The following is a 25389-nucleotide window of genomic DNA, read 5'->3' on the forward strand; positions in this document are numbered from 1 at the left end:
CAAATCGCAATTGCCGGGTTATGTGAGAGCTCTCACAAAGGCTCCGCCGCGGCGGATAAGCAGGATCCACGAGCCAGAATAAGTAAAGTAAAATCAATATATTAAAAGCATCATGACCGCTATTTGCGCGCCTTTTGCCGTGGCCGAATGCGGGGATAAAAATAATTGATGGCGATAACATCGACGGCGAAATGGCGATAAAAAATACGCCTTTTGTACGTTATTCGACCCGCGCTATCAGGGTGAGAAGAAAGCCGAAAATTAAATTAATGCTGTAAAGAATAAAAAGCAGACGTAATAAACGCCATTATTTAACGACAAGCCGGTCGGGCATCACATTTTATCCCCGGCGGTTGGGGAAAATGCACGGTCATTATTTACACCAAAGAAACATTAAATTCACAATTTTTCTTTTGGGTCGCGATAGGCAGCGATCTTTTTTCCGCCATAGCGCAGTTGGTCATACTTTGATTAAAATCAACCCTGGTAATTTATCTTTTACGACGGCCATTGGAGAGTCATTTGTGTTGCCGATCACAAATCCATAAAACAACGACCCGGCCTATCGTGAAGAGATGATCCCGCGGCTGCGCCAGCAGCTTAACGAGCAGCTGATGAGCGACCAGCTGGCTGTCGACCTGCTCTCTTCCTATCTGCGAATGGATCTCAGCGCCCAGCCGTGGGACCAGCCGCTATAGCCCGCCCCGGCGCAGATCGCTGGCCCGGGTATTTCGCCTATAGCTGGCTGACCCCCAGCGCCGCGGCCTCATCCCGCCACGCCAGCAGCGGCGCATAGGCCTCCCGCGACATATCGCTATAGCCGCAGATCAGCAAGGCGTCGCACAGGGAACGATAGCGATCATCGCTTACCAGCTGCTGGAGCGCCTCGCGCAGGCTATTCAGCGTTGCCGCTGGGGTGACGCCGGCGGTGATCAGCGGCAGCCCTGGCGCGGCCGGGCTCCAGCCGATCGCCATCAGGCCAGCCAGAGCCTGCGGCTGATAGCGCTGCAGCAGCGCGTAGGTCACGCAGTCGATGGCGGCGATATCGGCGTTTTCCTGCTGCAGTTCGCGCAGCGACTGCCGATGGCTGCCGCTGAACATCACCGCTGAAAAAAAACGCCCCTCCCGGGAGAGCGGCGCGACCATTTTACGCAGTACGTTGTAGCCGGACTGCGAGTGCTCGGCATTGCACACCGCCCGACGGCCCAAAAAGTCCCCCAGCATCCGGTGGCTATCCGCTTCGCGGACCACCAGCAGGCTGCGATAGCGGCGCCCTTCGCAACCGGGCGCAGCGTAGTGGAAGCAGCCCACCGTCTGCACCTCCGGCAATTGGGTCACCAGCGGGTAGCCACAGGTCTGGCTCAGCAACAGCGTCGGCTGGCGCCAGTGAGCCAGCAGATCCCCGGGGTCAGCCGCCGGAGGGTCCCCCGCCACCATCACGCCGCGTTCGGCCAACAGCGACTGCACCGCCTGCCACAGGGCCTGGGTCTGTTGACGGTGGATGGCATACATCGGAAAGGTCATGCGTTCAGCCATGTTCTCCTCCCGCCTGCGCCTGCTCGCCAAAGCCCGGATGGGCGTTCACCGCCACCGCCCGGCGGCTAAAATGGCGTCGCCACTCGCCGTACCCGCGCACCAGGAACCCCTGATTACGCTGCAGATACGCCGCCTGGCGATGCAGATACAGTTGACGTAAAGCGTACCAGGGGACCCCTGGCAGATCATGATGCACCGCATGGTAGTTGAGATTGAGGAACAGCGCCCGCCAGGGGAGCCCGGCCTCGTTGATCACCGAGCGGGCCAGCGGGTCATCCGCGGCGCGGTGTTCGAGAAAAGAGCGTACTTTGGTCAGGGCCAGCGCCGGGTAGCTCACCGCCAGCACAAACCACAGCGGAGAAAAACCCTGCGCCGCCATCCAGGTCAGCAGGCCCGTCAGCAGCAACAGATGCAGACTCCACATGGCGATAGCGCGGCGGTCGCCCTCGCGGAAAGCCCGCAGCGCGCTGTTCAGGGTGTGAATAATATCCATCATCGGCGCCAGCAGCAGACGCCCCCAGAAGGTGTTGCGCAGGTGGATAAGGCGGCGCTGCCAGGCTGAGAAGCGCTGCCAGCTTTCCGCCGTTACGTAGTACGATTCGGGGTCATCCTCAGGGTGCGTCAGCAGATGGTTGCGATGGTGCGCCAGGTGGCTGTCGCGGTAGACGCCATAGGGATACCAGACCGCCAGCGGCAGCGTCCCCAACAGCTGGTTAAACCATGCCAGCCGGGTGGGATGCCCATGGATCAGCTCATGCTGTAAGGACATATACCAGGCGGTAAACCAGATCAACAGCAGCGTGGCCGGAAACAGTCCCAGCGTCCGCCAGCCCGCCACGCAGGCAAACCAGCCGCCGTAAACCGTCACAATCAGCAGCCAGGTCGGCAGCTCGCTGCGCCACAGCCAGCCGCGCGCCAGCTGGCGGATCAGGATGCGCTGTTGGTCATCCACATAGACAGCCGTCTTCTTTTCCGTCACTTCCGATACCTTGCCGTGTTGCCTCATTCCCACCGAAGATGTGAGATAACACGTTAAATAACAAAGTATTTAATTGACTTAGCTTTGCCAAAAAGCGCGTTTGTGTTCAGCAGGACAAAGAGAATACCGTCCATGGCGCAACAGGTTGGCGGTGTTTAAACCGGTCCATCGCCCGGCGGCGCTGCGCTTGCCGGGCCTACGGGATAACCCCTCCCCGGGCCATCCAGGCCGGTGCAGGCGCAGCGCCGCCGGACAAGAACAGCGGCGCCGCTTTTGTGCCGGGCGGCGGCGACGCCTTGCCCGGCCTACGATCCGTGCGGCCTGTCGTTAATTTATTTACCGCTGTTGCTGAAATTTTACCGCCAGGTCGAGGATACTTAAGGACTCCAGCGCCTTACCCGCCTTCTTGCCGACGATATCGGCGGAGCGTCACAGAGGCTACTCCTCTTCCCGCTCCGCTGGCGTCCAGGTCGGCAGAGTCTGGAAGGTGTGCAACAGCCCTTCGGACCACGCCTTGCGAATGCGGTTGAAGTAGGGATCGCTGTCGGTGATGCGATGCTGCCCGGCACTGCTGAAGCTGCCGCTGCGGTAGAGCAGCGTATCCAGCGGCAGGCCGACGGACAGGTTACTGCGCAGCGTCGAGTCAATGGAGATCAACGCGCAGCACTTCGCCTGCTCCAGCGGCGTGTCGATGGTCAGCACCCGATCGATGATCGGTTTGCCGTATTTGCTTTCGCCAATCTGGAAATAAGGCGTGTCGCGGGTGGCTTCAATAAAGTTGCCCTCCGGATAAATATGGAACAGACGATGGGTTTCGCCGGCGATCTGGCCGCCAAGCAGCAGGTTGCAGTTGAAGTTGGTGTTACTGCAGGTCTGCTGGTTGCTGCTGTCGCGCTGGATCACCTCCAGCAGCGTTTTACCGATCAGCATCGCGGCGTCGTAGAGGGAAGTGACCTGCATCAGATTCGGCTCCTGCTGGGTACGGATGCGCGCGCTGAGCAGGCTTATCACGCTCTGGGTGGTGGCCAGATTGCCGGCGGATTGCAGCACCAGCACCCGTTCCCCCTCCTGATGGAAAACGTGCAGCTTTTTAAAAGTGGCAATATGGTCGACGCCCGCATTGGTGCGGGAGTCGGAAGCAAACACCAGTCCATCCGCCAGGCACATGGCCACACAGTAGGTCATTGCGGTTATTCCCGTATTATTGCTGCTGCGCCTGCTGGCTGTGTTCGCGCACTTCAGCGTTAGTTAACATAATCTCCCCGCCGCCGCCCAGCCGGGTGCCCCGTACCGGGCAGGCATCGAGATAATCCAGCCCGGTCGCCAGCCGTAAATGCTGATTCAGGCGACGGGTATTATTGGTGATATCAAACGACAGCCAGCGGCCGTCGAGCCAGACTTCCGCCCAGGCATGCATCGCCACATGCTGGGCGTTATCGCTGTAGACATAGCCGCTGACGTAGCGCGCCGGGATCTCCAGCGCGCGGCAGCAGGCGAGAAAAACATGGGTATGATCCTGGCACACCCCCTTCGCGCGGGCGAAGGCGTCGGCGGCGGAGTCCTGCACCTGGGTCGCGCCGGGGGAGTATGGCATTCTTAACAGCAGATCCGCCATCAGTTGATTCAGACTCTCTTCCGCCGCATCGGGACGATAGAGGCGCTGGGCAAACTCACGGATCGCCGTATCGGCGCGGGTTAGCGGCGTACAGCGCAGAAAAACCAGCGGCGACAGCAGCTCGGCCTCTTCATCACGCGTCTCCTCCCCTTCGTCGGCGATATCGACAATCCCGCTGGCGCGGATGGTGATCTCCTTGTGCGGGTTATCCAGCGTCAGCACATGTAGCACATTGCCCCAGCCGTCGGTAGTGGTCACCGCCGCGCCGTCCGGCAGGGTCAGCGTCCAGGCGGTGATCGTCTGCCGGGCGGTACTGCGCGGCGTCAGGCGCAGATACTGGGTGGAAAACTTCACTTCTTCATCGTAGCCATAGCGGGTGAGATGATCGATGACCAGTTTCATAAGGCCTCCAGGTAGGTTTGTCTGATGCTGTCGGACAGCGCGTTAATTCTCGCCAGCAGCCCGTTAATGGTGGTCTGCAGGTCCGCCTGCGCCAGGTCGTCACGGGTGCTGAAGCGCAGATCAACGTTAAGCTGATGGGCGAGGCGCAGCGGTTGATAGGAGCGGTCGTTAGCGATCTTCTCCAGCTCGCCCACCAGGTCGGCAATGCTGGCGCGCAGCGAACGCGGAATATCGTTCCGCAGGATCAGCAGCTCCATCACCGTTTCGCGACTGACCGGCTGGCGGTAGAGGCTGTTGTAGGCTTCGCGGGCGCTGACCGCATTGAGCAGGGTATCCAGCCGGTAGTATTCCCGCACCGGATCCGGGTCGTTGGTCAGCTGTTGATCCTTAATCAGCAGCAGCTGGGTGGTGGCGAAGGCGCGCTCAATCAGGGTGCCGATACCGATAAAACTCAGGGCGTCGTTGCGCAGCAGCGTGCCGATCACTGCCCCGCGAAACAGATGCACCCGCTCTTTCACCCACTCAAAAAAGCCGTCGCTCCCCAGCTCGCCCAGCCCCTGCTGGCGGAGGGTCCGCAGTTCAATGCGGGTGGCATTGATGCTCTCCCACACTTCGGCCGACAGACTGCCGCGCACCGCGTGCGCGTTGTTCCACGCCATCTCCACGCAGCTGTAAATACTGCAGGGGTTGTTGCCATCAAGGGCAAAAAAGTTGAGCAGATTGCTCATGGTAAAGCGGGCATGGCGCGCCTGAAACAACTCGTGGGTCATCGACAAATTCAGCGGCAGAGCCAGATCCCGCGACTGCTGGCTGTGGCGGGGGATCATTGATAATTTCCAGGTCACGTCCAGCACCCGGGCGTAGCTCTCCGCCCGCTCGAGATAGCGGGCCATCCAGAACAGTTCACTCGCCGTACGACTTAGCATGATGCGTCATCCTCCATCACCCAGGTATCCTTGGTTCCGCCGCCCTGCGACGAGTTGACCACCAGCGACCCTTCGGTGAGGGCCACGCGGGTCAGGCCGCCGGGCACCAGCCGCATCTCCTGCCCGGACAGCACGTAGGGGCGTAAATCGATATGTCGCGGCGACAGCCCTTCATCAACGAAGGTGGGGCAGGTCGACAGCGCGAGGGTGTCCTGGGCGATATAGTTGGCCGGATTGGCCAGCAGGCGCTGGCGGAAGGCCTCCCGCTCCTCTTTAGTCGAACGCGGGCCGACCAGCATGCCGTAGCCCCCGGCGCCATGGACCTCCTTGACCACCATCAGCTCGAGATTGCTCAGCACGTAGCGCAGGTCCTCCGCTTTCCGACACTGCCAGGTGGGGATATTGCTGAGGATCGGCTGTTCGCCGAGGTAAAAGCGGATCATCTCCGGGACGTACGGATAGATCGATTTGTCGTCAGCCACCCCGGTGCCGATGGCGTTGGCCAGCACTACGCCGCCGGCGCGATAGACGGACAGCAGCCCCGGGACGCCGAGCATCGAATCGGCGCGGAAGGCCAGCGGGTCGAGCCAGGCGTCGTCGATGCGGCGATAAATCACATCCACCCGCCGCGGCCCCTCGGTGGTGCGCATATACACCGCGCCGTTTTTAATAAACAGATCGGCGCTCTCCACCAGCTCGACCCCCATCTGCTGCGCCAGGAAGCTGTGCTCGAAGTAGGCGCTGTTGAAGCGACCCGGGGTCATCACCACGACGCAGGGATCATCCACCAGCGAGCTTTCGCGCAGGGTCTGCAGGAGGTAGCTCGGGTAGCGCTCCACCGGCGCAATGTGATGCTGCTCGAACATCTCCGGATAGAGGCGCATCATCATCTTACGGTTTTCGAGCATGTAGGAGACGCCGGACGGCGTGCGCAGATTATCCTCCAGCACGTAGTACTGACCGTCGTTATTGCGCACCATATCGACGCCGGTGATATGGGCATAGGTGTTGTTTGGCAGGTTGATGCCCTGCATGCACGGCTGATACTGCTCGTTGGCCAGCACCTGCTCGGCCGGGATCAGCCCCGCGCGCAGGATATTCTGCTCATGATAGATGTCATAGAGGAAGGCGTTCAGCGCTTTCACCCGCTGGCGTATGCCGCGGTCAATGCGCTGCCACTCCCCGGCAGGTATGATCCGCGGCACGCTATCAAACGGGATCAGCCGCTCGGTCCCCTCATCCTCGCCGTACACGTTAAAGGTGATGCCGATACGGTGAAAAAGCAGTTCCGCTTGCGCTTTTTTCTGCCGGATAGAGAATTGATCGGTGTTGCGAAACCATTGCCACCAGGCATTATAGTGCGGCCGCTGTTCACCCTGCGCGGTCAGCATCTCGTCATAATAATGCCCGTCAGGTAGCGTAATTTTAATCATGGCTATCCCCTCCGGTTGTACTCACTTTGTGGTAATCCCGCTAAGAGATAAGCATTAATTATGCCAGGTCCTCTGCCGCCGCGGCGTTGTGCAAATCGGTTCAGCCCCGCCGTCTGGTTGTGCAAAAAATCGCCAAAACAGCCGCCCGCGCCCGGCGGCGGCTGCACCGTCGTGAGGCAGGGCGACGTTTTTTGCGCCATCGTGGACGCCAGCGCCCTCAGCCAGGCGGCCCAGCCCGCGGCGGTCTCAGGAGACCTGGCAGGTAAATCCTCTGTTTTCGCGCAAAATGTTACCCCTGACACGCGCAGCGGCAGATATTCGTCTAAGGTTTTTGGATGGCCAAACGTCGTGGCCCGCAGTCGATAATGATAAGGAGAACTCCCCATGACGAGTACTGATGCACGTCGTCCCGCTGCTTTGCCCTGTTCCCTGCGCCTGGCGATCGGCGGCGCTCTGATCGCCCTGATGAGCCTGAACGCTCAGGCGGAAGACGGCAAAACCGCGCCGCCCCCCTCGCCGGATATTCTGCTGGGCCCGCTGTTCAATGATGTCCAGAGCGCGAAGCTGTTTGCCGATCAGAAAACCTTCGCCGACGCTATCCCTAACAGCGATCCGCTGATGATCCTTGCCGATTACCGGATGCAAAAAAACCAGGCCAGCTTCGACCTGCGCCACTTCGTCGAACTGAACTTCACGCTGCCGAAAGAGAACGACACCTATGTGCCGCCCAAAGGGCAAACTCTGCGTCAACATATCGATGGCCTGTGGCCGGTCCTGACCCGCAGCACCGTCGAGGTGGAAAAATGGGACTCGCTGCTGCCGCTGCCTAAGCCCTACGTGGTGCCCGGAGGACGTTTCCGCGAAGTCTATTACTGGGACAGCTATTTCACGATGCTGGGTCTTGCCGAAAGCGGTCACTGGGATAAAGTCGAGGATATGGTCGCCAACTTCGCCGCGGAAATTGACGCCTGGGGCCATATCCCCAACGGCAACCGCACCTATTATCTCAGCCGTTCGCAGCCCCCCTTCTTCTCCTTTATGGTGAGCCTGCTGGCGACGCATGATGGCGACCAGGTGCTGAAAACCTACCAGCCGCAGCTGGAGAAAGAGTATCGCTACTGGATGGCCGGAGCGGACGCGCTGGCTCCCGGCAGCGCCGACAAACGGGCGGTGCGGATGGCGGACGGCGCGCTGCTCAACCGCTACTGGGACGATAGCGACACCCCGCGTCCCGAGTCCTGGCTTGACGACGTCAAAACCGCCAAAAGCAACCCGAATCGTCCGGCAACCGAGATCTATCGCGACCTGCGCTCCGCCGCCGCCTCCGGCTGGGATTTCAGCTCCCGCTGGATGGACAATCCGCAGCAGCTCGCCACCATTCGCACCACCTCGATTGTCCCGGTCGATCTCAATGCCCTGATGTTCCATCTGGAGAAAACCCTCGCCCGCGCCAGCAAGGCATCCGGGGACAGCGCTGGCGCTACGCAGTACGATGCGCTGGCTAACGCCCGCCAGCAGGCCATCGAGAAATACCTGTGGAATGATAAAGAGGGATGGTACGCCGACTACGATCTGAAAACCCACAAGGTGCGCAATCAGCTGACCGCGGCGGCGCTGTTCCCGCTGTACGTCAATGCCGCGTCACGCGAGCGGGCGACGAAAGTGGCCGCCGCCGCCGAGTCGCGCCTGCTTAAACCCGGCGGGCTGACCACCACCACCGTCAACAGCGGCCAGCAGTGGGACGCCCCCAACGGCTGGGCGCCGCTGCAGTGGGTGGCGGTCGAGGGGCTGCAAAACTATGGTCAGCAGAAGATCGCCATGGAGGTCACCTGGCGCTTCCTGACCAACGTGCAGCATACCTATGACAGTAAGCAAAAGCTGGTGGAGAAGTATGACGTGAGCTCGACCGGCACCGGCGGCGGCGGCGGGGAATATCCGCTGCAGGACGGCTTTGGCTGGACCAACGGCGTCACCCTGAAGATGCTGGATCTGATCTGCCCGCAGGAGAAATCCTGCGATGCGCTGCCCGCTACCCGTCCGGCGACAACCCCTTCACCGCAGGACAAACCTGTTGCGGCGCCCGCGGCTAACGACCCCGCCCCTGCGGAACCGCAAAAGACCGGCTCCTGACGCTTCGCCGCCCCCTACCAAAATCGGTAGGGGGGGGGAGCGGTCTCCCTGGTCACTACCGTCCCGCGTAGACCCATTCTGCGGCTCGCGGGAAACACATCCCCACCCCCTCGCGTTGAACAGGTCACCTTTTCGCTTGATCGCACAAATACAAACAATAATAATTCGCATTACTTTTTAACGAATAATGACAGATTCGTTTTTCACGCGGCGGCGTACAGGAGTACCAGACCGCGTTGGTTCAGGATGATCTTATGAACGTGGCTATTTCTCGAAAACGCCCGGGGCTGCTGTATGCCCTTGCGGTCACACTCCCCTTCACCGCGCAAGCCGAAGAGACGGTGGTGGTCACTGCCACCCCGCCGGCGTCCGCCAGCGCGCCGACGGAGGGCTACAGCGCCAGCACCTCGCTCGGGGCGACGAAAACCGACCAGCCGTTAATCACTACCGCCCAGTCGGTGTCGGTGGTCACCCGCCAGCAGATGGCGGATCAGGGGGCGAATACCATCAGCCAGGCGCTGGAATATACCCCGGGGGTCTACTCCAGCTTCGGCGGCGGCGCCACCCGGTTCGACGCCATCTCCCTGCGCGGCTACCACGGCGGCGACGTCGATAACCTGTTCCTCGACGGCATGCGCCTGATGAGCGACGGCGGCAGCCATAACGTACTGCAAATCGACCCGTGGTTTATCGAACGCGTGGATGTGATCCGCGGCCCCTCCTCCGCGCTCTACGGGCAGAGCGTGCCGGGCGGCGTGGTCAACCTGACTTCCAAACGTCCGCAGTTCAGTCAGCAGGGCCACATCCGCCTGACCGGCGGCACGCAAAATACCAAAGGCGCGGCCTTCGATTACACCGACGCCATCAATGACCAGTGGGCATGGCGGCTGATCGGGATGACCCGCAGCAGCGACACGCAGTATGACCATACCCGCGAAGAGCGCTACGCGATTTCGCCTTCCCTGCTGTGGCAGCCGGACAGCGACACCTCGCTGCTGCTGCGCGCCTATCTGCAAAAAGATCCTTCCGGCGGCTACCACGGCTCTTTGCCGCTGGACGGCACCCGCTACGCGCACAATGGCCGTAAGCTCTCCCCCAGCACCAACGAAGGCGATCCGGGAGATGGCTATCAACGCCGCCAGCAGATCTACAGCTATGAGTTTGACCACCAGTTCACCGACGTCTGGTCGGTCTATTCCGCCGGGAGCTACACCCATACCAACGTCTCCCTCGATCAGGTCTACCAGGTCGGCTGGATAGATGACAGCGACATGCTGGCCCGCGGCTACAGCGGTTCGCGCGGTTCGCTGGACGGCTGGTCAACCGATAACCGCCTGCGCGCCGATTTCAATACAGGCGACCTGGCGCACACCCTGATCCTCGGCGCCGAATATCATCGCTTCCGTAACGACCTGTGGACCGGCGCCGGCGGCGCGGCGCCCCTTAACCCGTTTAGCGGCTATACCGCGCAGACCGGACATACCGTTACCTACAGCGACGACAATAATCGCCGCTATTACCAGACCGGGCTGTATCTGCAGGATGAGATGGTCTGGAACCGCTGGCATGTGGATGTTTCCGCCCGCTACGACCGCATCGTTTCCCAGCAGGTCAGCGATACCCAGGGGACCTCAAACCGCCGTTCAGACGACCATATCAGCGGCCGCGCCTCGCTGTTGTACGCCCTGGACAACGGTCTGTCGCCCTACCTGAGCTACAGCCAGGCGATCACTCCGGCGATGCTGCCGGGCGCGGACGGCAAACCGTTGAAACCGACCACCGCCGAACAGGTTGAAGCCGGCCTGAAGTTCCAGCCGCCGGGCAGCAGCGATCTCTATAGCATCGCGATTTACGACCTGACGCAAAAGGATGTCGCCACTCGCGACCCGAACATCGCCACCGCCACCTATATTCCGGCGGGTAAGGTCCATTCCCAGGGCGTTGAGCTGGAAGCGCACCACCAGATCACCCCGCAGCTGAGTACTATCGCCTCGTATACCTGGAATCGTCTGCGTTTCCAAGACACTAAAGACGGGACCGACAATAACACGCCGCAGCTGACCCCGGATCAGATGGCCTCCTTCTGGGCGCGCTATCAGTTCCCGGCGGGGATCTCCGTTGGCGCCGGCGTCCGCTACATCGGTAAACAGTGGGCGGATGATGCCAACACCGCGCGGCTGCCGTCGGTCACGCTGATGGACGCCATGATGCGGGCCGACCTCGGCGTCTGGTCGCCAACGCTGAAAGGCGCATATGTGCAGGTTAACGCCAACAATATCGGCGACCGCGAGTATATTTCCGGCTGCTATGGCACCGGCAATTGTTACTGGGGAGCAGAGCGCAGCGTTATAGCCACCGTGGGCTACGATTTCTGAGGACGTGGCCTCCGGGAGACTACCGGAGGCCAAACGAGGGATTACATGGCGTCCAGCGCTTTCTGTAGTTTCCAGATATAGCGCGGCGCCTGCGGTGCCGGGTGTTTTTTCACCACATGCTCGAAGAACTCATCGGCGTCGAGATCGTTAATCTCCTCGATGGCGTCCTGGCGGTTCGAGGAGAAGGTACGCAGCAGCGCGCCAGCGCCGTTGGCATAGGAGACCACCACCGCATAGCGCATCACCTGCGGGTCTTTGATCCCCGCCAGCGGACCGTTCTCCAGAATGCTCAGATAGGCGGCCCCCATCGAGATATTACGTTCCGGGTTTTTCAGCTCACTGACCGACGGCTCGCCGCGCCACCCCATCCGCCGATAGACATCGCGTCCGGAGGTCGACGGCTTGAGCTGCATCAGCCCGACGGCGCCGGATTTACTCACCACCGCAGGATTACCGCCCGACTCGATGGCGATGATCGCCGTGATCAGCTGCGGATCCACGCCCCAGGCGGCGCCGGCTTTTTCACTGATCGGCATCCACTGCATCGCCCGCTTCACCGGGACCTCAGGGTTCCACGGCGGATTGGTGTAATCATGTTTCGAACTACAACCGGCCAGAAAAACGACTAAAATAAGCAACCATCTCAATTTCACACATCTATCCTTATCTACCCAAACGCCATCATGCTACAGAACGACGGCCGCGGTACGTCTCCCGCCTGCCGACAACCTGAAGGATGACGGGTGCGGACTGAAGTTAGCCACCTGGAGATGACAATCGCCATTCCAGGCGGCATCATAACCCTTTCATTCATAGCAAGGAATTATCATGTCTCAGTTTTATCTGGTCGCGCCATCCGGGTANNCCCACCAGCAGGTCATTCCCCGCCGGCAGCAGCGTTTCGCTGGGACTGAACATGAACGGCTGGCCGATATTAACCAGCTGGCCCAGTTGCCCGGCCGCAACCGGATCGTCCTCGCCGTGCGCGGCGGCTACGGCGCCAGTCGCCTGCTGCCGCATATCGACTGGCAGGGACTGGTTGCCCGCCAGCAGCGCGACCCGCTGCTGATTTGCGGCCACAGCGATTTCACCGCTATCCAGTCGGGCCTGCTGGCCATGGGCAACGTCATCACCTTCAGCGGGCCAATGCTCGCCGGCAACTTCGGCGCGGAGACCCTCGACCCGTTTACCGAGCACCATTTCTGGCAGGCGCTACGCCAGCCGGAATTCACCCTCGAATGGCCGGGCGAAGGGCCGAACTGCCGGGTGGAAGGCACCCTGTGGGGGGGAAATCTGGCGATGCTGACCTCGCTTATCGGCACGCCGTGGCTACCGGCGGTCCGCGACGGCATCCTGGTGGTGGAGGATATCAACGAGCACCCGTTCCGCGTCGAGCGCATGCTGCTTCAGCTGTTGCACAGCGGCGTGCTGGCGGCGCAGAAAGCGGTGATCTTCGGCAGCTTCACCGGCAGCGCGCCGAACGACTATGACGCGGGATACGATTTGCCGCAGGTCTTTGATTATCTGCGCCAGCAGCTCCCCCTGCCGCTGATTAGCGGACTGGATTTTGGCCACGAGCAGCGCACGGTGACCCTGCCGCTGGGCGCCCGCGCGCGCCTGGTGAATCAGGCGGCGGCCACCACCCTGACGATCGGCGGCCATCCGGTGCTGGCAGAATAAATTTCCCGAACGCATAGGCGGATCCCCTGCGAATTGTTAAAATAGTGTCACTTTTAGCCATTTTTTCACGCCAGTCAGGGAGTACGTGAACATTGGACGCCGCTGCGGTCATTAGTCTGTTTATTCTGGGTTCTGTTTTAGTAACCTGCAGTATCTTATTGAGCTCCTTTTCTTCGCGCCTTGGCATCCCGATTCTGGTCATCTTTCTGGCCATCGGGATGCTGGCAGGCATTGACGGCATCGGCGGCATCCCCTTCGACAATTACCCCTTCGCCTATATGGTGAGTAACCTGGCGCTGGCGGTGATCCTGCTGGACGGCGGGATGCGCACCCAGGCCAGCTCCTTTCGCGTCGCGCTGTGGCCCGCGCTGTCGCTGGCGACGGTTGGGGTGCTGATCACCTCGGCGCTGACCGGGATGATGGCGGCCTGGTTGTTCAAGCTGGATCTGATCGAAGGCCTGCTGATCGGCGCCATTGTCGGCTCCACCGACGCCGCGGCGGTCTTCTCGCTGCTCGGCGGCAAGGGGCTCAACGAGCGCGTCGGCTCGACGCTGGAGATAGAGTCAGGCAGTAACGACCCGATGGCGGTCTTCCTGACCATCACCCTGATCGAAATGATCCAGCAGCACCAAACCGGCCTCAGCTGGATGTTCGCCGTGCATATCATTCAGCAGTTCGGCCTCGGGATCGCCATCGGCCTCGGCGGCGGCTACCTGCTGCTGCAGATGATTAACCGCATCGTGCTGCCCGCCGGCCTCTATCCGCTGCTGGCGCTGAGCGGCGGGATCATGATTTTTGCCGTCACCACCTCCCTCGACGGCAGCGGTATCCTCGCCGTCTATCTCTGCGGCTTTCTGCTGGGCAACCGGCCGATCCGCAACCGGCACGGCATCCTGCAGAACTTCGACGGCCTGGCGTGGCTGGCGCAGATCGCCATGTTCCTGGTGCTGGGCCTGCTGGTGACGCCCTCCGACCTGCTGCCGATCGCCATCCCGGCGCTGCTGCTGTCGATGTGGATGATATTCATTGCCCGGCCCCTGTCGGTTTTTGCCGGCCTGCTGCCGTTTCGCGGCTTTAACCTGCGCGAACGGGTGTTTATCAGCTGGGTTGGCCTGCGCGGCGCGGTACCCATTATTCTCGCGGTGTTCCCGATGATGGCCGGCCTGGACAACGCCCGCCTGTTCTTCAATGTCGCCTTCTTCGTGGTGCTGGTGTCGTTGCTGCTGCAGGGCACTTCGCTGTCGTGGGCGGCGAAAAAAGCCAAAGTGGTGGTGCCGCCCATCAGCTGGCCCATCTCCCGCGTCGGGCTGGATATTCACCCGGAAAACCCGTGGGAGCAGTTTGTCTACCAGCTGGGGGCCGATAAGTGGTGCATCGGCGCGGCGCTGCGCGACTTGCACATGCCACCGGAGACGCGGATTGCCGCGCTGTTTCGCAACAATGTCCTGCTGCACCCCACCGGCAGCACCCGCCTGCGGGAAGGCGATATCCTGTGCGTTATTGGTCGGGAGCACGACCTGCCGGCGCTCGGCAAAATGTTCAGCCAGTCGCCGCCGGTGGCGCTCGATCAGCGCTTTTTCGGCGACTTCATTCTTGATGCTGAGGCCCGCTTCGCCGATGTGGCGCAAATCTACGGTCTCGACGGCGGTGAGGAGTTCCGCGAGCATCAGCAGTCGCTCGGGGAAGTGGTGCAGCAGCTGCTGGGCGCCGCGCCGGTGGTGGGCGACCAGGTGGAGTTCGCCGGGATGGTGTGGACGGTAGCTGAAAAAGAGAACGATCACGTGCTGAAGGTTGGGGTGCGGGTCGCGGAAGACGAGGCGGAGTGATCCGCCCCGGAATAGGTTACAGGGTCACAACTGGCACCCGCGGCGCCAGGGCGCACATCAGCTCATAGCCGACGGTGCCGCTGCTGGCCGCCACGTCGTCGATTTTAATCTCTTTGCCCCACAGCTCGACCGGCGCGCCGATCCCGGCCAGCGGACAAGGCGTTAAATCGACCGCCAGCATATCCATCGATACGCGTCCAACGGTAGTGGTGCGTACGCCATCCACCAGCACCGGCGTGCCGCTCGGCGCCACCCGCGGATAGCCATCGGCATAGCCGCAGGCGACGATGCCGATCCGCTGCTCCTGGGTGGTGCGGTACAGGCCGCCATAGCCAATCGCCTCGCCGGGGCGCAGGTTCTGCACGCCGATGATTTCGCTGCGCAGCGTCATGACCGGCTTCAGCCCGGTGTTGGCGATGTCCTGCCACTGCCCGGAAGGCGACGCGCCATACAGCACGATGCCTGGACGAACCCAGTCAAAATGCGCTTCCGGATGCCAGAGGGTCGCCGCCGAGTTGGCCAGCGAGCGCGGGCAATCCAGCCCCTCCGCCGCCTGTTCGATACGGCGCATCGGCTCGACAATTCCCTGCGGGTTCTCCGCCTCCGCGAAGTGCGACATCAGCGTCATCTCGCCGACGTTGCTTATCGCCCGCAGCTGCTGCCAGACGGTGTGGACCCGCTCAGGCATAAAGCCCAGCCGGTTCATGCCGCTGTTCACCTTGAGATAGATATCCAGCGGCGCGCGCAGCTTCGCCTGTTGCAGGGCCTTAATCTGCCAGTTGCTGTGGACGCTGGTGGTTAAACGATATTGATCCAGCACCGCCAGCTCATCGGCATGGAAGAAGCCCTCCAGCAGCAGGATCGGGCCTTTCCAGCCCTGCTCGCGCAGCAGGATCGCCTCTTCCAGGTTGAGCAAGGCGAAACCATCCGCCGCGCTTAACGCACTCCATACGCGCGCCACGCCGTGGCCGTAGGCGTTGGCCTTGACCACCGCCCACAGGCGCGACCCGGGGGCCGCGCGACGCACTATCTGTAAATTCTGCCGCAAGGCCAGCAGGTCGATGCTGGCCACTACCGGACGGGTCATGCAAGCTCCTTAGTTGTGTGCGCCGTGCAGGTGCTGCGGGCGCGCCGGGGTAAAACCGGGGCTGTAGCGGGCAACCGCCAGATCGTCGTAAGGGATCGCCGGCGTGCGGCCGGAGATCAGATCGCTGATAAGCTGCCCGGAGCCGCAGGCCATGGTCCAGCCAAGCGTGCCGTGGCCGGTGTTGAGCCACAGATTTTTATACGCTGTGCGGCCGACCACCGGCGTGCCGTCCGGCGTCATCGGCCGCAGGCCCGTCCAGAACGTCGCCTGCTCCACGTGGCCGCCGCGCGGGAACAGATCGCGCACCACCATCTCCAGGGTTTCGCGACGCGGCTGCAGCAGCGCTTTGTTAAAACCGACGATCTCCGCCATGCCGCCGACCCGAATGCGCTGATCGAAGCGGGTGATGGCGATTTTGTAAGTCTCATCAAGGATAGTTGAAACCGGCGCGCCGTCCTCCTGAGCGATCGGAATAGTCAATGAGTAGCCTTTCAGCGGGTAGACCGGTATATCCACCAGCCCTTTAAGCATCGCCGTCGAGTAGGAGCCGAAGGCCATCACATAGGCGTCGCCCTTGATAATCTCATCGCCGCATTTCACCCCGGCAATGCGATCGCCCTCGTGCAGCAGCGCATCCACTGCGGTGTTGAAGCGGAAGGTCACGCCGGCCTGCTCCGCCATCGCCGCCAAACGGGTGGTAAACAGCTGGCAGTCGCCGGTTTCATCATTTGGCAGACGCAGGCCGCCGGTCAGTTTGTGGCTGACCTCCGCCAGCGCCGGCTCCACCTCCGCCAACCGCTTCGCTTCCAGCAGCTGATACGGCACGCCGGCGTCCTCCAGCACCGCGATGTCGCGGGTGGCATTTTCATACTGTTTGGCGGTACGGAACAGCTGCAGCGTCCCGCCCTGGCGCCCTTCATACTGAATGCCGGTGGTGTCGCGCAGCGCCTTCAGGCAGTCGCGGCTGTACTCCGCCAGGCGCACCATACGGCCTTTGTTCTCCATATAGTGGCGGGTGTCGCAGTTGCGCAGCATCTGCCACATCCACTTCAACTGGAACGAGGTGCCGTCAAGACCGATCGCCAGCGGCGCATGGCGCTGAAACATCCATTTGATCGCCTTCAGCGGCACCCCCGGCGCCGCCCAGGGCGCCGCATAGCCGGGAGAAATCTGCCCGGCGTTGGCCGCGCTGGTCTCCTCTGCCGGACCGGGCTGACGGTCGATGACCGTCACGTCATGACCCGCCTGACTCAAATACCACGCGCTGGCTACCCCAACCACCCCACTTCCCAGTATGACGACACGCATAGCGACTCCGTAACAGTTAAAGAACAATCATCTAATTACAAATTGATAACTCAGTTGAAAATATTATTCAACATACGCTTTATTTATGGTGACTTAACTCACAGCAAACCGCACCAGACCTGCGCTGTGAGATTTACGATCTCATGCTGCGCTTTATTTTTACCCAGCATTAAATTCTGCAAACAAGGCAAAAAAACGGCTTTGAGATGGGGAAATCGCGAAGAAAAGCGATTGGCGTACAGCACAGTTTGCTGCACCGTGTTCTATGCTTGTTTAGAGGTTTTCCGTTCAGAGAAAACCAACAACAACGAGGGCGCGCTAATGGCTACGATTGACTCCATGAACAGGGACACCACCCGTTTAAGCGATGGACCCGACTGGACGTTCGAGTTACTGGAAACCTACCTGGCCGAAGTGGACCGGGTCGCCAAGCTCTATCGTCTTGACACCTACCCGCACCAGATCGAAGTCATTACTTCCGAGCAGATGATGGACGCCTACTCCAGCGTCGGCATGCCCATCAACTATCCGCACTGGTCGTTTGGCAAAAAATTTATTGAGACCGAGCAGGCCTATAAGCACGGTCAGCAGGGTCTGGCGTATGAGATAGTCATCAACTCCAACCCCTGTATCGCCTACCTGATGGAGGAAAACACCATCACCATGCAGGCGCTGGTGATGGCCCATGCCTGCTACGGGCATAACTCGTTTTTTAAAAATAACTATCTGTTTCGCAGCTGGACCGACGCCAGCTCGATCATCGACTATCTGATCTTTGCCCGTAAGTACATTACCGAGTGCGAAGAGCGCTATGGCGTCGACGAAGTAGAGAAACTGCTCGACTCCTGCCACGCGCTGATGAACTACGGCGTCGACCGCTATAAACGTCCGCAAAAAATCTCTCTGCAGGAGGAGAAAGCGCGGCAGAAAAGCCGGGAAGAGTATCTGCAAAGCCAGGTGAATATGCTGTGGCGCACCCTGCCGAAGCGCGAGGAAGAAAAAGCGATTGAATCCGCTCGTCGCTACCCCTCCGAACCGCAGGAGAACCTGCTGTACTTTATGGAGAAGAACGCCCCGCTGCTCGAACCGTGGCAGCGCGAGATCCTGCGCATCGTGCGTAAAGTCAGCCAGTATTTCTACCCGCAGAAACAGACCCAGGTGATGAACGAGGGGTGGGCCACCTTCTGGCACTACACCATCCTCAACCATCTCTACGATGAAGGGAAAGTGACTGAGCGCTTTATGCTGGAGTTTCTCCACAGCCATACCAACGTGGTGTTCCAGCCGCCGTACAACAGTCCGTGGTACAGCGGGATTAACCCCTACGCGCTGGGCTTCGCCATGTTCCAGGACATCAAGCGCATCTGTCAGTCGCCCACGGAAGAGGATAAGTACTGGTTCCCCGATATCGCCGGTTCTGACTGGCTGGAAACGCTGCATTTCGCCATGCGCGACTTTAAGGATGAAAGCTTTATCAGTCAGTTCCTGTCGCCGAAGATCATGCGCGATTTCCGCTTCTTTACCGTGCTCGACGACGATCACAACAATTATCTGGAGATCTCGGCGATTCACAACGAAGAGGGTTATCGCGAGATCCGCAATAAGCTCTCCGCGCAGTATAACCTCAGCAATCTTGAGCCGAACATCCAGGTGTGGAACGTTGACCTGCGCGGCGACCGATCGCTGACCTTGCGCTATGTGCCGCACAACCGCGTCCCGCTGGACAAAGGCCGGCGCGAAGTGCTGAAGCATGTGCATCGTCTGTGGGGGTTCGATGTGCTGCTGGAGCAGCAGAACGCCGACGGCAGCATTGAGCTGTTGGACCGCTGCCCGGCGCGGCCGAACGCGCTATAGCATTGCGGGGCGAGTAAAATAACAAAGGGGGCCATTGGCCCCCTTGTTCTGTATATCGATCGCGAAAAGCCCGCTTAACGCATATTCATGGCTAAATCACCGGGCAGCGATTTCTGCATCCGGTGCCAGATCTCGCCGCTGTCATGGCCGTAGCGACGAACCAGCTCGTAAACCTGGTCATGCAGGCCAGCCTCACACACTTTCGCCAGCTGATGATAGAAACCGAGCGCCAGGCTGCGCGCTTCCGGGCTGGAGAAATAGTGGCGGCCGATGCGGGTATACAACCCCTTCATGCCGTTGAGGATCAGACCGTAGATCGGGTTGCCGGAGGCGAACGCCAGACCACGGAAAATATTATAATCAAGCTCGGCGAAGGCGTCGGCGTGATCCTCCACCTCCCGGGCGCTGTCCAGGACCGCCAGCGCTTTATCCGGATGCTGGCGAAACGCGGTGCGGATAAAAATCGTGGAAATGTTGGTGCGCACGGAGAGCAGATTATCAATCAGCTGCGGTACGCTGTCGTGATCGAGGCGCGCCAGCGTTTCGAGGATATTCAGGCCGGAGGTTTCCCAAAAGTTATTCACTTTAGTGGGCTTACCATGCTGAATGGTCAGCCAGCCGTCACGGGCCAGACGCTGCAATACTTCGCGCAGGGTTGTGCGGGTGACACCGATCAGCTCAGAAAGCTCGCGTTCAGCGGGGAGAATCGATCCGGGAGGGAAGCGGTTATTCCAGATACTCTCAATGATGTACTCTTCCGCGAAACCCGCAGGGCTCTGCGCCTTAATGACCATAGTAAGATTTCCATTACACAGCGTTACAATTGCACTCATCATACCAGAGCCGCTATAGCGCAGATAGCATGGCAAGTGAATTAAAAAGGGATCGCCGTTTCATTTTCCGCTTTTACTTTGCGCTTTTCCTTATCTTCACAAACCGCCAGCGCGGCGCGAAGAAAGTTGCTTCTCATTTTGCTCAACTGGTACTCTTGCCAATCGTTATGCACAAAACCATGCACTCATTGACGGGGAAGGATTCTGTCGTGGAAATTTCTTATGGCCGCGCGCTGTGGCGCAATTTTCTTGGCCAGTCGCCGGACTGGTACAAGCTGGCATTAATCATTTTCTTAATCGTAAATCCGCTGGTGTTCGCCGTGGCGCCGTTTGTCGCCGGCTGGCTGCTGGTGGTTGAGTTTATCTTTACCCTCGCCATGGCGCTGAAGTGCTATCCGCTGCTGCCGGGTGGTCTGCTGGCTATCGAGGCGCTGCTGATCGGCATGACCAGCCCGGCGCACGTCCGGGACGAGATCGCCGGCAATCTGGAGGTGCTGCTCCTGCTGATGTTCATGGTGGCGGGTATCTACTTTATGAAACAGCTTTTGCTGTTCGTGTTTACGCGCCTGCTGCTGGGGATCCGCAGCAAAATGCTGCTATCGCTGGCCTTCTGCCTGGCGGCAGCCTTCCTCTCGGCCTTTCTCGATGCGCTGACGGTGGTGGCGGTAGTGATCAGCGTCGCCGTCGGGTTCTACGGCATCTATCACCGCGTCGCCTCGGCGCGCCCGGACGATAGCGACCTGCTCGATGACAGCCATATCGAGCAGCACTACCGCGAGGTGCTGGAGCAGTTCCGCGGCTTTCTGCGCAGCCTGATGATGCACGCCGGCGTCGGGACCGCGCTCGGCGGCGTCATGACCATGGTCGGCGAGCCGCAAAACCTGATTATCGCCAAAGCCGCGGGCTGGCATTTTGGCGAGTTCTTTCTTCGCATGGCGCCCGTGACCCTGCCGGTGATGGTCTGCGGTCTGTTAACCTGTCTGCTGGTCGAAAAGTATCGCCTGTTTGGCTACGGCGAACCGCTACCGCCGACGGTGCGCAAGGTGCTGCAGGAGTTTGACGATCGCAGCCGCGCCCAGCGCAGTCGTCAGGAGCGACTGCGGCTGATTGCCCAGGCGCTCATTGGCGTTTGGCTGATCGTGGCCCTGGCTTTTCACCTGGCTGAGGTCGGCCTGATTGGCCTGTCGGTGATCATCCTCGCCACCACCTTTACCGGCGTTACCGATGAGCACGCCATTGGCAAGGCGTTCACCGAGGCGCTGCCCTTTACCGCGCTGCTGACGGTCTTCTTCTCCATCGTCGCGGTTATCATCGATCAGCAGCTGTTCACGCCGGTCATCGAGTTTGTCCTGCAGGCCTCGCCGCACGCGCAGCTGTCGCTGTTTTATCTGTTCAACGGCCTGCTGTCGTCCATTTCGGATAACGTGTTTGTCGGCACGGTCTACATCAACGAAGCGAAAGCGGCGCTCGAACATGGCGCCATCAGCCTGCCCCAGTTTGAGATGCTGGCGGTAGCGATCAACACCGGCACCAACCTGCCCTCGGTGGCCACTCCGAACGGCCAGGCGGCGTTTCTCTTCCTGCTGACTTCCGCCCTGGCGCCGCTTATTAGGCTCTCCTATGGCCGTATGGTGTGGATGGCGCTGCCCTACACCATCGTACTGACGCTGGTCGGCCTGTTATGCGTCGAGTTCACCCTGATGCCAGTCACCGACTGGCTGCTGGCGCACGGCTGGCTGGTGACGCCCAGCCTGCCCTGAGTCAGTTTTTGCCCGGGTTCGCCCGGGCGCATCAATAACCCGTTACGGAATATTTTCCGCCGCGCCTCTGGCGTCGGTTCGGTTTTCGTTTACACTGCCATGATTTAGCATCTTCCAGGGAAATGATTATGTTGCAATATTTAAACCAGTGCTCAAGAGGACGCGGTGCCTGGCTCCTGATGGCGTTGACCGCTTTTATTCTCGAACTTGTCGCGCTGTGGTTCCAGCACGTGATGCTGCTGCAGCCGTGTGTCATGTGTATTTACGAACGCTGCGCGCTGTTCGGCATCATGGGCGCGGGACTGGTGGGCGCTATCGCCCCCAAAACGCCGCTGCGCTATGTCGCCATGGCAATCTGGTTGTACAGCGCGATACGCGGACTACAGCTGGCGTGGGAGCATACGATGATCCAGCTGCACCCTTCACCGTTCCAGACCTGCGATTTCGCCGCCCGCTTCCCAACCTGGCTGCCGCTGGATAAATGGCTGCCGCAGGTTTTCGTTGCGTCCGGAGACTGTTCAGTACGTCAGTGGCAGTTCCTGTCGCTGGAGATGCCGCAATGGCTGGTGGGGATTTTCGCCGCCTATCTGCTGGTCGCTATTCTGGTGATCGTTGCTCAGCCTTTCAAAGCGAAAAAACGCGATCTGTTTGGTCGTTAAGCCGCGGCAAGTACAGCCCACAATGAAACGCCCTGCGGGGCGTTTTTTTTATGCCTCCTGCGCATAGCTGAATCGTTTCATGTCTATGATTGACCACAGCCACCAAAAGTCGCATATTAAATACATCTTTTAAAACCCCACAGGAGCTCACATGTCATCTTTACTGATCCCCGCAGACTGGAAAGTTAAACGCTCCACCTCATTCTTTACCAAAGAGAATGTCCCTGCCGCCCTGCTGAGCCACCATAACACCGCGGCTGGCGTCTTCGGCCAGCTGTGCGTCATGGAGGGAACGGTGACCTATTACGGTTTTGCCAATGAACAGGCGACGGAGCCGGAGAAAAAAGTTGTGATTCATGCCGGGCAGTTTGCTACCAGTCCGCCGCAGTACTGGCACCGCGTCGAACTCAGTGACGACGCCCGCTTCAATATTCACTTCTGGGTGGCAGAAGAAACCGACGGTGAAAACGGGCTGTTCCACGCGAAGAAAGCGTGACGGCGCTTAGCGCGCCCTGTCAGGCAGATTAAGGATATGGTCCTGCCAGTCGACCACCGTGGACTCAGGCACTGCAATATGGCGAACGGAGATGCGTTCGCCGTGCATCGCCGCTTTTGAGCCAGTCAGCAGCGGGTGCCAGGCCGGCAGAGGCTTGCCTTCCGCCAGCAGGCGATAGGCACAGGTCGGCGGCAGCCATTCGAAGGTCGGCAGATTTTCGCGGGTAAGCTTGATGCAGTCCGGCTCATACTCAAAGCGACGCGCGTAGTTACGACACTGGCAGGTTTTGATATTGAGCTGACGACAGGCGACGTTGGTGAAGTAGATCTCGTCAGTGTCTTCATCCATCAGCTTGTGCAGGCAGCACTGGCCGCAGCCGTCACACAGCGATTCCCACTCCGCGTCGCTCATGTCATCCAGTGTTTTTTGTTGCCAGAAAGGTTGTTCGCTCATCGGAGTGTCCGTCGTTGCCAGTTAAGGGTGCACCTTATAACCAGTCTGGCACGCCGATGCAAGTTTTGCCGCCCCAAAAGGCGGCAAATAGCGCTTACAGCACGCGGGTAGTGAGCGCCAGGCCGTTAAAGCCGACCTCCAGCTCGTCACCGCTGTGCAGCGGCCCCACGCCTTCCGGGGTGCCGGTGAGGATCACATCCCCGGCTTTGAGGGTAAAGAAGCGCGACATATAGGCGATCAGCGGCACAATCTTATGGATCATGTCGGCAGTGGTGCCCTGCTGGCGCACTTCGCCATTAATCTTCAGGCTTAACGACGTATTCTGCGGGTCGCCGTGGAACTCAGCGGCCGGGATAAAGCCGGAGATCGGACAGGCGTTATCGAAGCCTTTGGCCTTCTCCCAGGGTTGTCCCGCTTTTTTCATTTTCGCCTGCAGGTCGCGCAGCGTGAGATCCAGCGCGACGCCATAGCCGGTAATCCCTTTCAGCACATGCTCTTCCGTCGCCTGACGCAGCGTGCTGCCGATAAGCACCGCCAGCTCGACTTCGTGATGCACCGAGCCCAGCCCCTCAGGGAGCACCAACGGCTGACGAAGATCGCACAGCGCAGTCTCAGGTTTAATAAACAGCACCGGCTCTTCCGGCGTCGCACTGCCCATTTCCTTGATGTGTTTCGCATAATTACTGCCGACGCACACTACTTTGCTTACTGGATAATCCAGAAGCGCACCCTGCCAGTTATGATGTTGGTACATTATTTTCCCTCGTGGGTTAATCGGATTGTTTCCCCTGTTCCGCCAGGTGTTTCTTTAGTAGATTTTCAGACGGCGGAGGCAGTTGCAGGTAATAGCCCTGTTCGCTTAACGCCTGTTTCACTTTTTCCAGATCGGCGTTAACCAGTTTTTTGCGCCCATCCAGCGGCAGCAGCATCGCCATTTGCGGCGTGCCAAAGCTGCGCATTAGCTCGTCAGGAACGCGCGAGAAATCGTCCTTTTTTTCGACGTATAAATAGGTTTGTTCACGTTTAGTACTTCGATAGATCACACAAAACATAGTTTTACTCGGAATTAGACCCGTGGTCACTTGCCTCAATATATGAGTGACTATAACATGCCTTTTAGTCTTCGGAATATCACCGCACTTCGGCGGTTGATAAACAGCAAATTGAGTAAGGCCAGGATGTCAAATACGCCAATCGAACTTAAAGGCAGTAGCTTCACGTTATCTGTCGTTCATTTGCACGATGCAAATCCCGAGGTTATTCGTCAGGCGTTAGAAGACAAAATCGCCCAGGCTCCCGCTTTTTTACGTCATGCTCCGGTGGTGGTGAATATCGCCAGCATCGAGGAGGAGGTGGAATGGCGCGCCATCAACGAGGCTATCGCCGCGACCGGTTTACGTATTATGGGCGTTAGCGGATGCAAAATTCCGCGCCTGAAAACCGAAATCGACCGCGCCGGCATCCCGTTATTAACCGAAGGGAAAGAAAAAGCCTCTCGTCCGGCACCGTCCGAACCCACCCCGCCGCCGCCAGTTGCTAGTCAGATCACAAAAACGCGTTTGATTGATCAGCCGGTACGTTCCGGTCAGCGCATTTATGCGCCACACTGTGATCTTATTGTTACAAATCATGTGAGTGCCGGTGCGGAACTTATCGCTGACGGAAATATCCATGTATATGGCATGATGCGAGGACGCGCGCTGGCAGGCGCCGGTGGCGACAGAGACGCCCAGATATTTTGTACCCACCTTGCGGCGGAGCTGGTCTCCATCGCCGGGGAATATTGGCTGAGCGATAACATCCCGGCCGAATTTTATGGCAAAGCGGCGCGCCTGCGTTTAGGTGAAAGCGCTTTGGCAATTCAACCGTTAAATTAATCCCTTTTTAACAAGGAATTTCTATGGCACGCATTATTGTTGTGACTTCGGGTAAAGGGGGCGTTGGCAAGACCACCTCCAGCGCGGCCATCGCTACAGGTTTGGCCCAGAAGGGAAAGAAAACCGTCGTTATCGACTTCGACATCGGCCTGCGTAACCT

The 25389-nt window shown here is 59.7% G+C and carries 27 protein-coding genes and 1 pseudogene; 12 read left to right on the forward strand and 16 right to left on the reverse strand.

The features are described 5' to 3' along the window. Positions 1 to 134: 134 nt before the first annotated feature. Both KHQ28_RS07760 and KHQ28_RS07765 read left to right on the forward strand, forming a co-directional pair. Positions 135 to 278 carry a hypothetical protein gene (locus KHQ28_RS07760; RefSeq protein WP_004219597.1) on the forward strand — a complete coding sequence of 48 codons (144 nt, stop codon included), beginning with the start codon at positions 135 to 137 and terminating at the stop codon, positions 276 to 278. Between the two features lie 297 nt (positions 279 to 575). Then, the gene (locus tag KHQ28_RS07765; RefSeq protein ID WP_004145488.1) at positions 576 to 698 is read left to right on the forward strand and encodes a nitrilotriacetate monooxygenase; all 123 of its coding nucleotides are present in this window, start codon (positions 576 to 578) and stop codon (positions 696 to 698) included. Positions 699 to 735: 37 nt separating this feature from the next. Here KHQ28_RS07765 and KHQ28_RS07770 read toward each other — a convergent pair whose 3' ends face one another. From KHQ28_RS07770 to KHQ28_RS07800, 7 genes and pseudogenes are all read right to left on the reverse strand, one after another. Next, positions 736 to 1536, reverse strand: coding sequence for a phosphate/phosphite/phosphonate ABC transporter substrate-binding protein (locus tag KHQ28_RS07770; RefSeq protein ID WP_032418811.1), 801 nt, complete (start codon positions 1534 to 1536; stop codon positions 736 to 738). Next, positions 1529 to 2515, reverse strand: coding sequence for a fatty acid desaturase (locus tag KHQ28_RS07775; protein ID WP_004211065.1), 987 nt, complete (start codon positions 2513 to 2515; stop codon positions 1529 to 1531). Before KHQ28_RS07775 ends, KHQ28_RS07770 begins: the two co-directional genes overlap by 8 nt. A 438-nt stretch (positions 2516 to 2953) precedes the next feature. Further along, a complete protein-coding gene (locus KHQ28_RS07780; protein ID WP_032418810.1) occupies positions 2954 to 3700 on the reverse strand; it encodes a proteasome-type protease in 747 nt (248 codons plus the stop codon). Positions 3701 to 3716: 16 nt separating this feature from the next. Then, positions 3717 to 4532 (reverse strand): transglutaminase family protein, encoded by an 816-nt coding sequence (locus KHQ28_RS07785; RefSeq protein WP_002910832.1) that lies wholly within the window; start codon positions 4530 to 4532, stop codon positions 3717 to 3719. After that, positions 4529 to 5458, reverse strand: a complete 930-nt coding sequence (locus KHQ28_RS07790; protein WP_032418809.1) for an alpha-E domain-containing protein — start codon at positions 5456 to 5458, stop codon at positions 4529 to 4531. The genes KHQ28_RS07785 and KHQ28_RS07790 overlap by 4 nt, the downstream gene beginning before the upstream one ends. Next, positions 5452 to 6891 (reverse strand): circularly permuted type 2 ATP-grasp protein, encoded by a 1440-nt coding sequence (locus KHQ28_RS07795; protein WP_004180417.1) that lies wholly within the window; start codon positions 6889 to 6891, stop codon positions 5452 to 5454. The genes KHQ28_RS07790 and KHQ28_RS07795 overlap by 7 nt, the downstream gene beginning before the upstream one ends. A 71-nt stretch (positions 6892 to 6962) precedes the next feature. Beyond that, a pseudogene (locus KHQ28_RS07800) lies at positions 6963 to 7091 on the reverse strand (biopolymer transporter TonB); the annotation flags it as partial. A gap of 184 nt (positions 7092 to 7275) precedes the next feature. Here KHQ28_RS07800 and KHQ28_RS07805 point away from each other — a divergent pair. Beyond that, a complete protein-coding gene (locus KHQ28_RS07805; protein WP_032418808.1) occupies positions 7276 to 9021 on the forward strand; it encodes an alpha,alpha-trehalase in 1746 nt (581 codons plus the stop codon). Between the two features lie 254 nt (positions 9022 to 9275). After that, entirely contained in the window at positions 9276 to 11396 is a 2121-nt protein-coding gene (locus KHQ28_RS07810; protein ID WP_004175467.1) for a TonB-dependent siderophore receptor, read from the forward strand. A 41-nt stretch (positions 11397 to 11437) separates the two neighbouring features. On the opposite strand, the gene emtA is transcribed toward KHQ28_RS07810, so the two are convergent. Continuing rightward, positions 11438 to 12049: a membrane-bound lytic murein transglycosylase EmtA gene (emtA, locus tag KHQ28_RS07815; protein WP_002910846.1), complete on the reverse strand. Its 612-nt coding sequence runs from the start codon at positions 12047 to 12049 to the stop codon at positions 11438 to 11440. A 175-nt stretch (positions 12050 to 12224) separates the two neighbouring features. Between emtA and ldcA the strand changes: the two genes are divergently transcribed. Together ldcA and KHQ28_RS07825 are read left to right on the forward strand one after the other, a co-directional pair. After that, the gene (gene ldcA / locus KHQ28_RS07820) at positions 12225 to 13076 is read left to right on the forward strand and encodes a muramoyltetrapeptide carboxypeptidase (RefSeq protein ID WP_211777579.1); all 852 of its coding nucleotides are present in this window, start codon (positions 12225 to 12227) and stop codon (positions 13074 to 13076) included. 92 nt (positions 13077 to 13168) lie between these two features. Beyond that, on the forward strand, positions 13169 to 14902 hold the full coding sequence (locus KHQ28_RS07825; RefSeq protein WP_002910885.1) for a potassium/proton antiporter: 1734 nt from the start codon (positions 13169 to 13171) through the stop codon (positions 14900 to 14902). A 16-nt stretch (positions 14903 to 14918) separates the two neighbouring features. Here the strand turns inward: KHQ28_RS07825 and dadX are convergent, their stop codons facing one another. From dadX to KHQ28_RS07840, 3 genes are all read right to left on the reverse strand, one after another. Next, positions 14919 to 15989 carry a catabolic alanine racemase DadX gene (dadX, locus tag KHQ28_RS07830; RefSeq protein WP_211777580.1) on the reverse strand — a complete coding sequence of 357 codons (1071 nt, stop codon included), beginning with the start codon at positions 15987 to 15989 and terminating at the stop codon, positions 14919 to 14921. A 9-nt stretch (positions 15990 to 15998) separates the two neighbouring features. Further along, positions 15999 to 17297, reverse strand: a complete 1299-nt coding sequence (locus tag KHQ28_RS07835) for a D-amino acid dehydrogenase (protein WP_004175465.1) — start codon at positions 17295 to 17297, stop codon at positions 15999 to 16001. Between the two features lie 98 nt (positions 17298 to 17395). After that, positions 17396 to 17542 carry a hypothetical protein gene (locus KHQ28_RS07840; protein ID WP_020324949.1) on the reverse strand — a complete coding sequence of 49 codons (147 nt, stop codon included), beginning with the start codon at positions 17540 to 17542 and terminating at the stop codon, positions 17396 to 17398. Positions 17543 to 17618: 76 nt separating this feature from the next. On the opposite strand from KHQ28_RS07840, the gene KHQ28_RS07845 reads away from it, so the two are divergent. Next, complete coding sequence (locus tag KHQ28_RS07845; RefSeq protein WP_002910889.1) at positions 17619 to 19151, forward strand: SpoVR family protein; 1533 nt, start codon at positions 17619 to 17621, stop codon at positions 19149 to 19151. 74 nt (positions 19152 to 19225) lie between these two features. Here KHQ28_RS07845 and fadR read toward each other — a convergent pair whose 3' ends face one another. Both fadR and KHQ28_RS29470 read right to left on the reverse strand, forming a co-directional pair. Then, a complete protein-coding gene (gene fadR / locus KHQ28_RS07850; protein ID WP_002910890.1) occupies positions 19226 to 19945 on the reverse strand; it encodes a fatty acid metabolism transcriptional regulator FadR in 720 nt (239 codons plus the stop codon). An 80-nt stretch (positions 19946 to 20025) separates the two neighbouring features. Continuing rightward, positions 20026 to 20157: a hypothetical protein gene (locus tag KHQ28_RS29470; RefSeq protein ID WP_004163532.1), complete on the reverse strand. Its 132-nt coding sequence runs from the start codon at positions 20155 to 20157 to the stop codon at positions 20026 to 20028. 36 nt (positions 20158 to 20193) lie between these two features. On the opposite strand from KHQ28_RS29470, the gene nhaB reads away from it, so the two are divergent. From nhaB to KHQ28_RS07865, 3 genes are all read left to right on the forward strand, one after another. Further along, the gene (nhaB, locus tag KHQ28_RS07855; RefSeq protein ID WP_004184648.1) at positions 20194 to 21744 is read left to right on the forward strand and encodes a sodium/proton antiporter NhaB; all 1551 of its coding nucleotides are present in this window, start codon (positions 20194 to 20196) and stop codon (positions 21742 to 21744) included. Between the two features lie 128 nt (positions 21745 to 21872). Continuing rightward, on the forward strand, positions 21873 to 22403 hold the full coding sequence (dsbB, locus tag KHQ28_RS07860) for a disulfide bond formation protein DsbB (protein WP_002910894.1): 531 nt from the start codon (positions 21873 to 21875) through the stop codon (positions 22401 to 22403). Positions 22404 to 22554: 151 nt separating this feature from the next. Continuing rightward, a complete protein-coding gene (locus KHQ28_RS07865; RefSeq protein WP_032418806.1) occupies positions 22555 to 22899 on the forward strand; it encodes a DUF1971 domain-containing protein in 345 nt (114 codons plus the stop codon). Positions 22900 to 22905: 6 nt separating this feature from the next. Here KHQ28_RS07865 and KHQ28_RS07870 read toward each other — a convergent pair whose 3' ends face one another. The 3 genes from KHQ28_RS07870 to KHQ28_RS07880 all read right to left on the reverse strand — a co-directional run bounded on the left by KHQ28_RS07870 (position 22906) and on the right by KHQ28_RS07880 (position 24404). Next, on the reverse strand, positions 22906 to 23352 hold the full coding sequence (locus KHQ28_RS07870; protein ID WP_002910896.1) for a YcgN family cysteine cluster protein: 447 nt from the start codon (positions 23350 to 23352) through the stop codon (positions 22906 to 22908). A gap of 94 nt (positions 23353 to 23446) precedes the next feature. Next, entirely contained in the window at positions 23447 to 24106 is a 660-nt protein-coding gene (locus KHQ28_RS07875) for a fumarylacetoacetate hydrolase family protein (RefSeq protein WP_032418805.1), read from the reverse strand. A gap of 16 nt (positions 24107 to 24122) precedes the next feature. Further along, positions 24123 to 24404, reverse strand: a complete 282-nt coding sequence (locus tag KHQ28_RS07880; RefSeq protein WP_002910898.1) for a YcgL domain-containing protein — start codon at positions 24402 to 24404, stop codon at positions 24123 to 24125. 126 nt (positions 24405 to 24530) lie between these two features. On the opposite strand from KHQ28_RS07880, the gene minC reads away from it, so the two are divergent. Both minC and KHQ28_RS07890 read left to right on the forward strand, forming a co-directional pair. Next, entirely contained in the window at positions 24531 to 25229 is a 699-nt protein-coding gene (gene minC, locus KHQ28_RS07885; RefSeq protein ID WP_002910899.1) for a septum site-determining protein MinC, read from the forward strand. Between the two features lie 23 nt (positions 25230 to 25252). Next, positions 25253 to 25389, forward strand: a 137-nt coding sequence (locus KHQ28_RS07890; RefSeq protein WP_211777581.1) for an AAA family ATPase, incomplete at its 3' end; no start/stop codon positions are given.

Origin of the sequence: Klebsiella sp. 28, from assembly GCF_018223905.1 — a bacterium.
GTDB lineage: Bacteria > Pseudomonadota > Gammaproteobacteria > Enterobacterales > Enterobacteriaceae > Klebsiella > Klebsiella pneumoniae.

Excerpts from the sequence above, each read along its gene's own strand:
- KHQ28_RS07765 (WP_004145488.1), top strand. The coding sequence starts at position 576 with ATGATCCCGCGGCTGCGCCAGCAGCTTAACGAGCAGCTGATGAGCGAC.
- KHQ28_RS07770 (WP_032418811.1), bottom strand. The coding sequence starts at position 1,536 with ATGGCTGAACGCATGACCTTTCCGATGTATGCCATCCACCGTCAACAG.
- KHQ28_RS07780 (WP_032418810.1), bottom strand. The coding sequence starts at position 3,700 with ATGACCTACTGTGTGGCCATGTGCCTGGCGGATGGACTGGTGTTTGCT.
- KHQ28_RS07785 (WP_002910832.1), bottom strand. The coding sequence starts at position 4,532 with ATGAAACTGGTCATCGATCATCTCACCCGCTATGGCTACGATGAAGAA.
- KHQ28_RS07790 (WP_032418809.1), bottom strand. The coding sequence starts at position 5,458 with ATGCTAAGTCGTACGGCGAGTGAACTGTTCTGGATGGCCCGCTATCTC.
- KHQ28_RS07795 (WP_004180417.1), bottom strand. The coding sequence starts at position 6,891 with ATGATTAAAATTACGCTACCTGACGGGCATTATTATGACGAGATGCTG.
- KHQ28_RS07805 (WP_032418808.1), top strand. The coding sequence starts at position 7,276 with ATGACGAGTACTGATGCACGTCGTCCCGCTGCTTTGCCCTGTTCCCTG.
- KHQ28_RS07810 (WP_004175467.1), top strand. The coding sequence starts at position 9,276 with ATGAACGTGGCTATTTCTCGAAAACGCCCGGGGCTGCTGTATGCCCTT.
- dadX (WP_211777580.1), bottom strand. The coding sequence starts at position 15,989 with ATGACCCGTCCGGTAGTGGCCAGCATCGACCTGCTGGCCTTGCGGCAG.
- KHQ28_RS07835 (WP_004175465.1), bottom strand. The coding sequence starts at position 17,297 with ATGCGTGTCGTCATACTGGGAAGTGGGGTGGTTGGGGTAGCCAGCGCG.
- KHQ28_RS07845 (WP_002910889.1), top strand. The coding sequence starts at position 17,619 with ATGGCTACGATTGACTCCATGAACAGGGACACCACCCGTTTAAGCGAT.
- fadR (WP_002910890.1), bottom strand. The coding sequence starts at position 19,945 with ATGGTCATTAAGGCGCAGAGCCCTGCGGGTTTCGCGGAAGAGTACATC.
- dsbB (WP_002910894.1), top strand. The coding sequence starts at position 21,873 with ATGTTGCAATATTTAAACCAGTGCTCAAGAGGACGCGGTGCCTGGCTC.
- KHQ28_RS07865 (WP_032418806.1), top strand. The coding sequence starts at position 22,555 with ATGTCATCTTTACTGATCCCCGCAGACTGGAAAGTTAAACGCTCCACC.
- KHQ28_RS07870 (WP_002910896.1), bottom strand. The coding sequence starts at position 23,352 with ATGAGCGAACAACCTTTCTGGCAACAAAAAACACTGGATGACATGAGC.
- KHQ28_RS07875 (WP_032418805.1), bottom strand. The coding sequence starts at position 24,106 with ATGTACCAACATCATAACTGGCAGGGTGCGCTTCTGGATTATCCAGTA.
- KHQ28_RS07880 (WP_002910898.1), bottom strand. The coding sequence starts at position 24,404 with ATGTTTTGTGTGATCTATCGAAGTACTAAACGTGAACAAACCTATTTA.
- minC (WP_002910899.1), top strand. The coding sequence starts at position 24,531 with ATGTCAAATACGCCAATCGAACTTAAAGGCAGTAGCTTCACGTTATCT.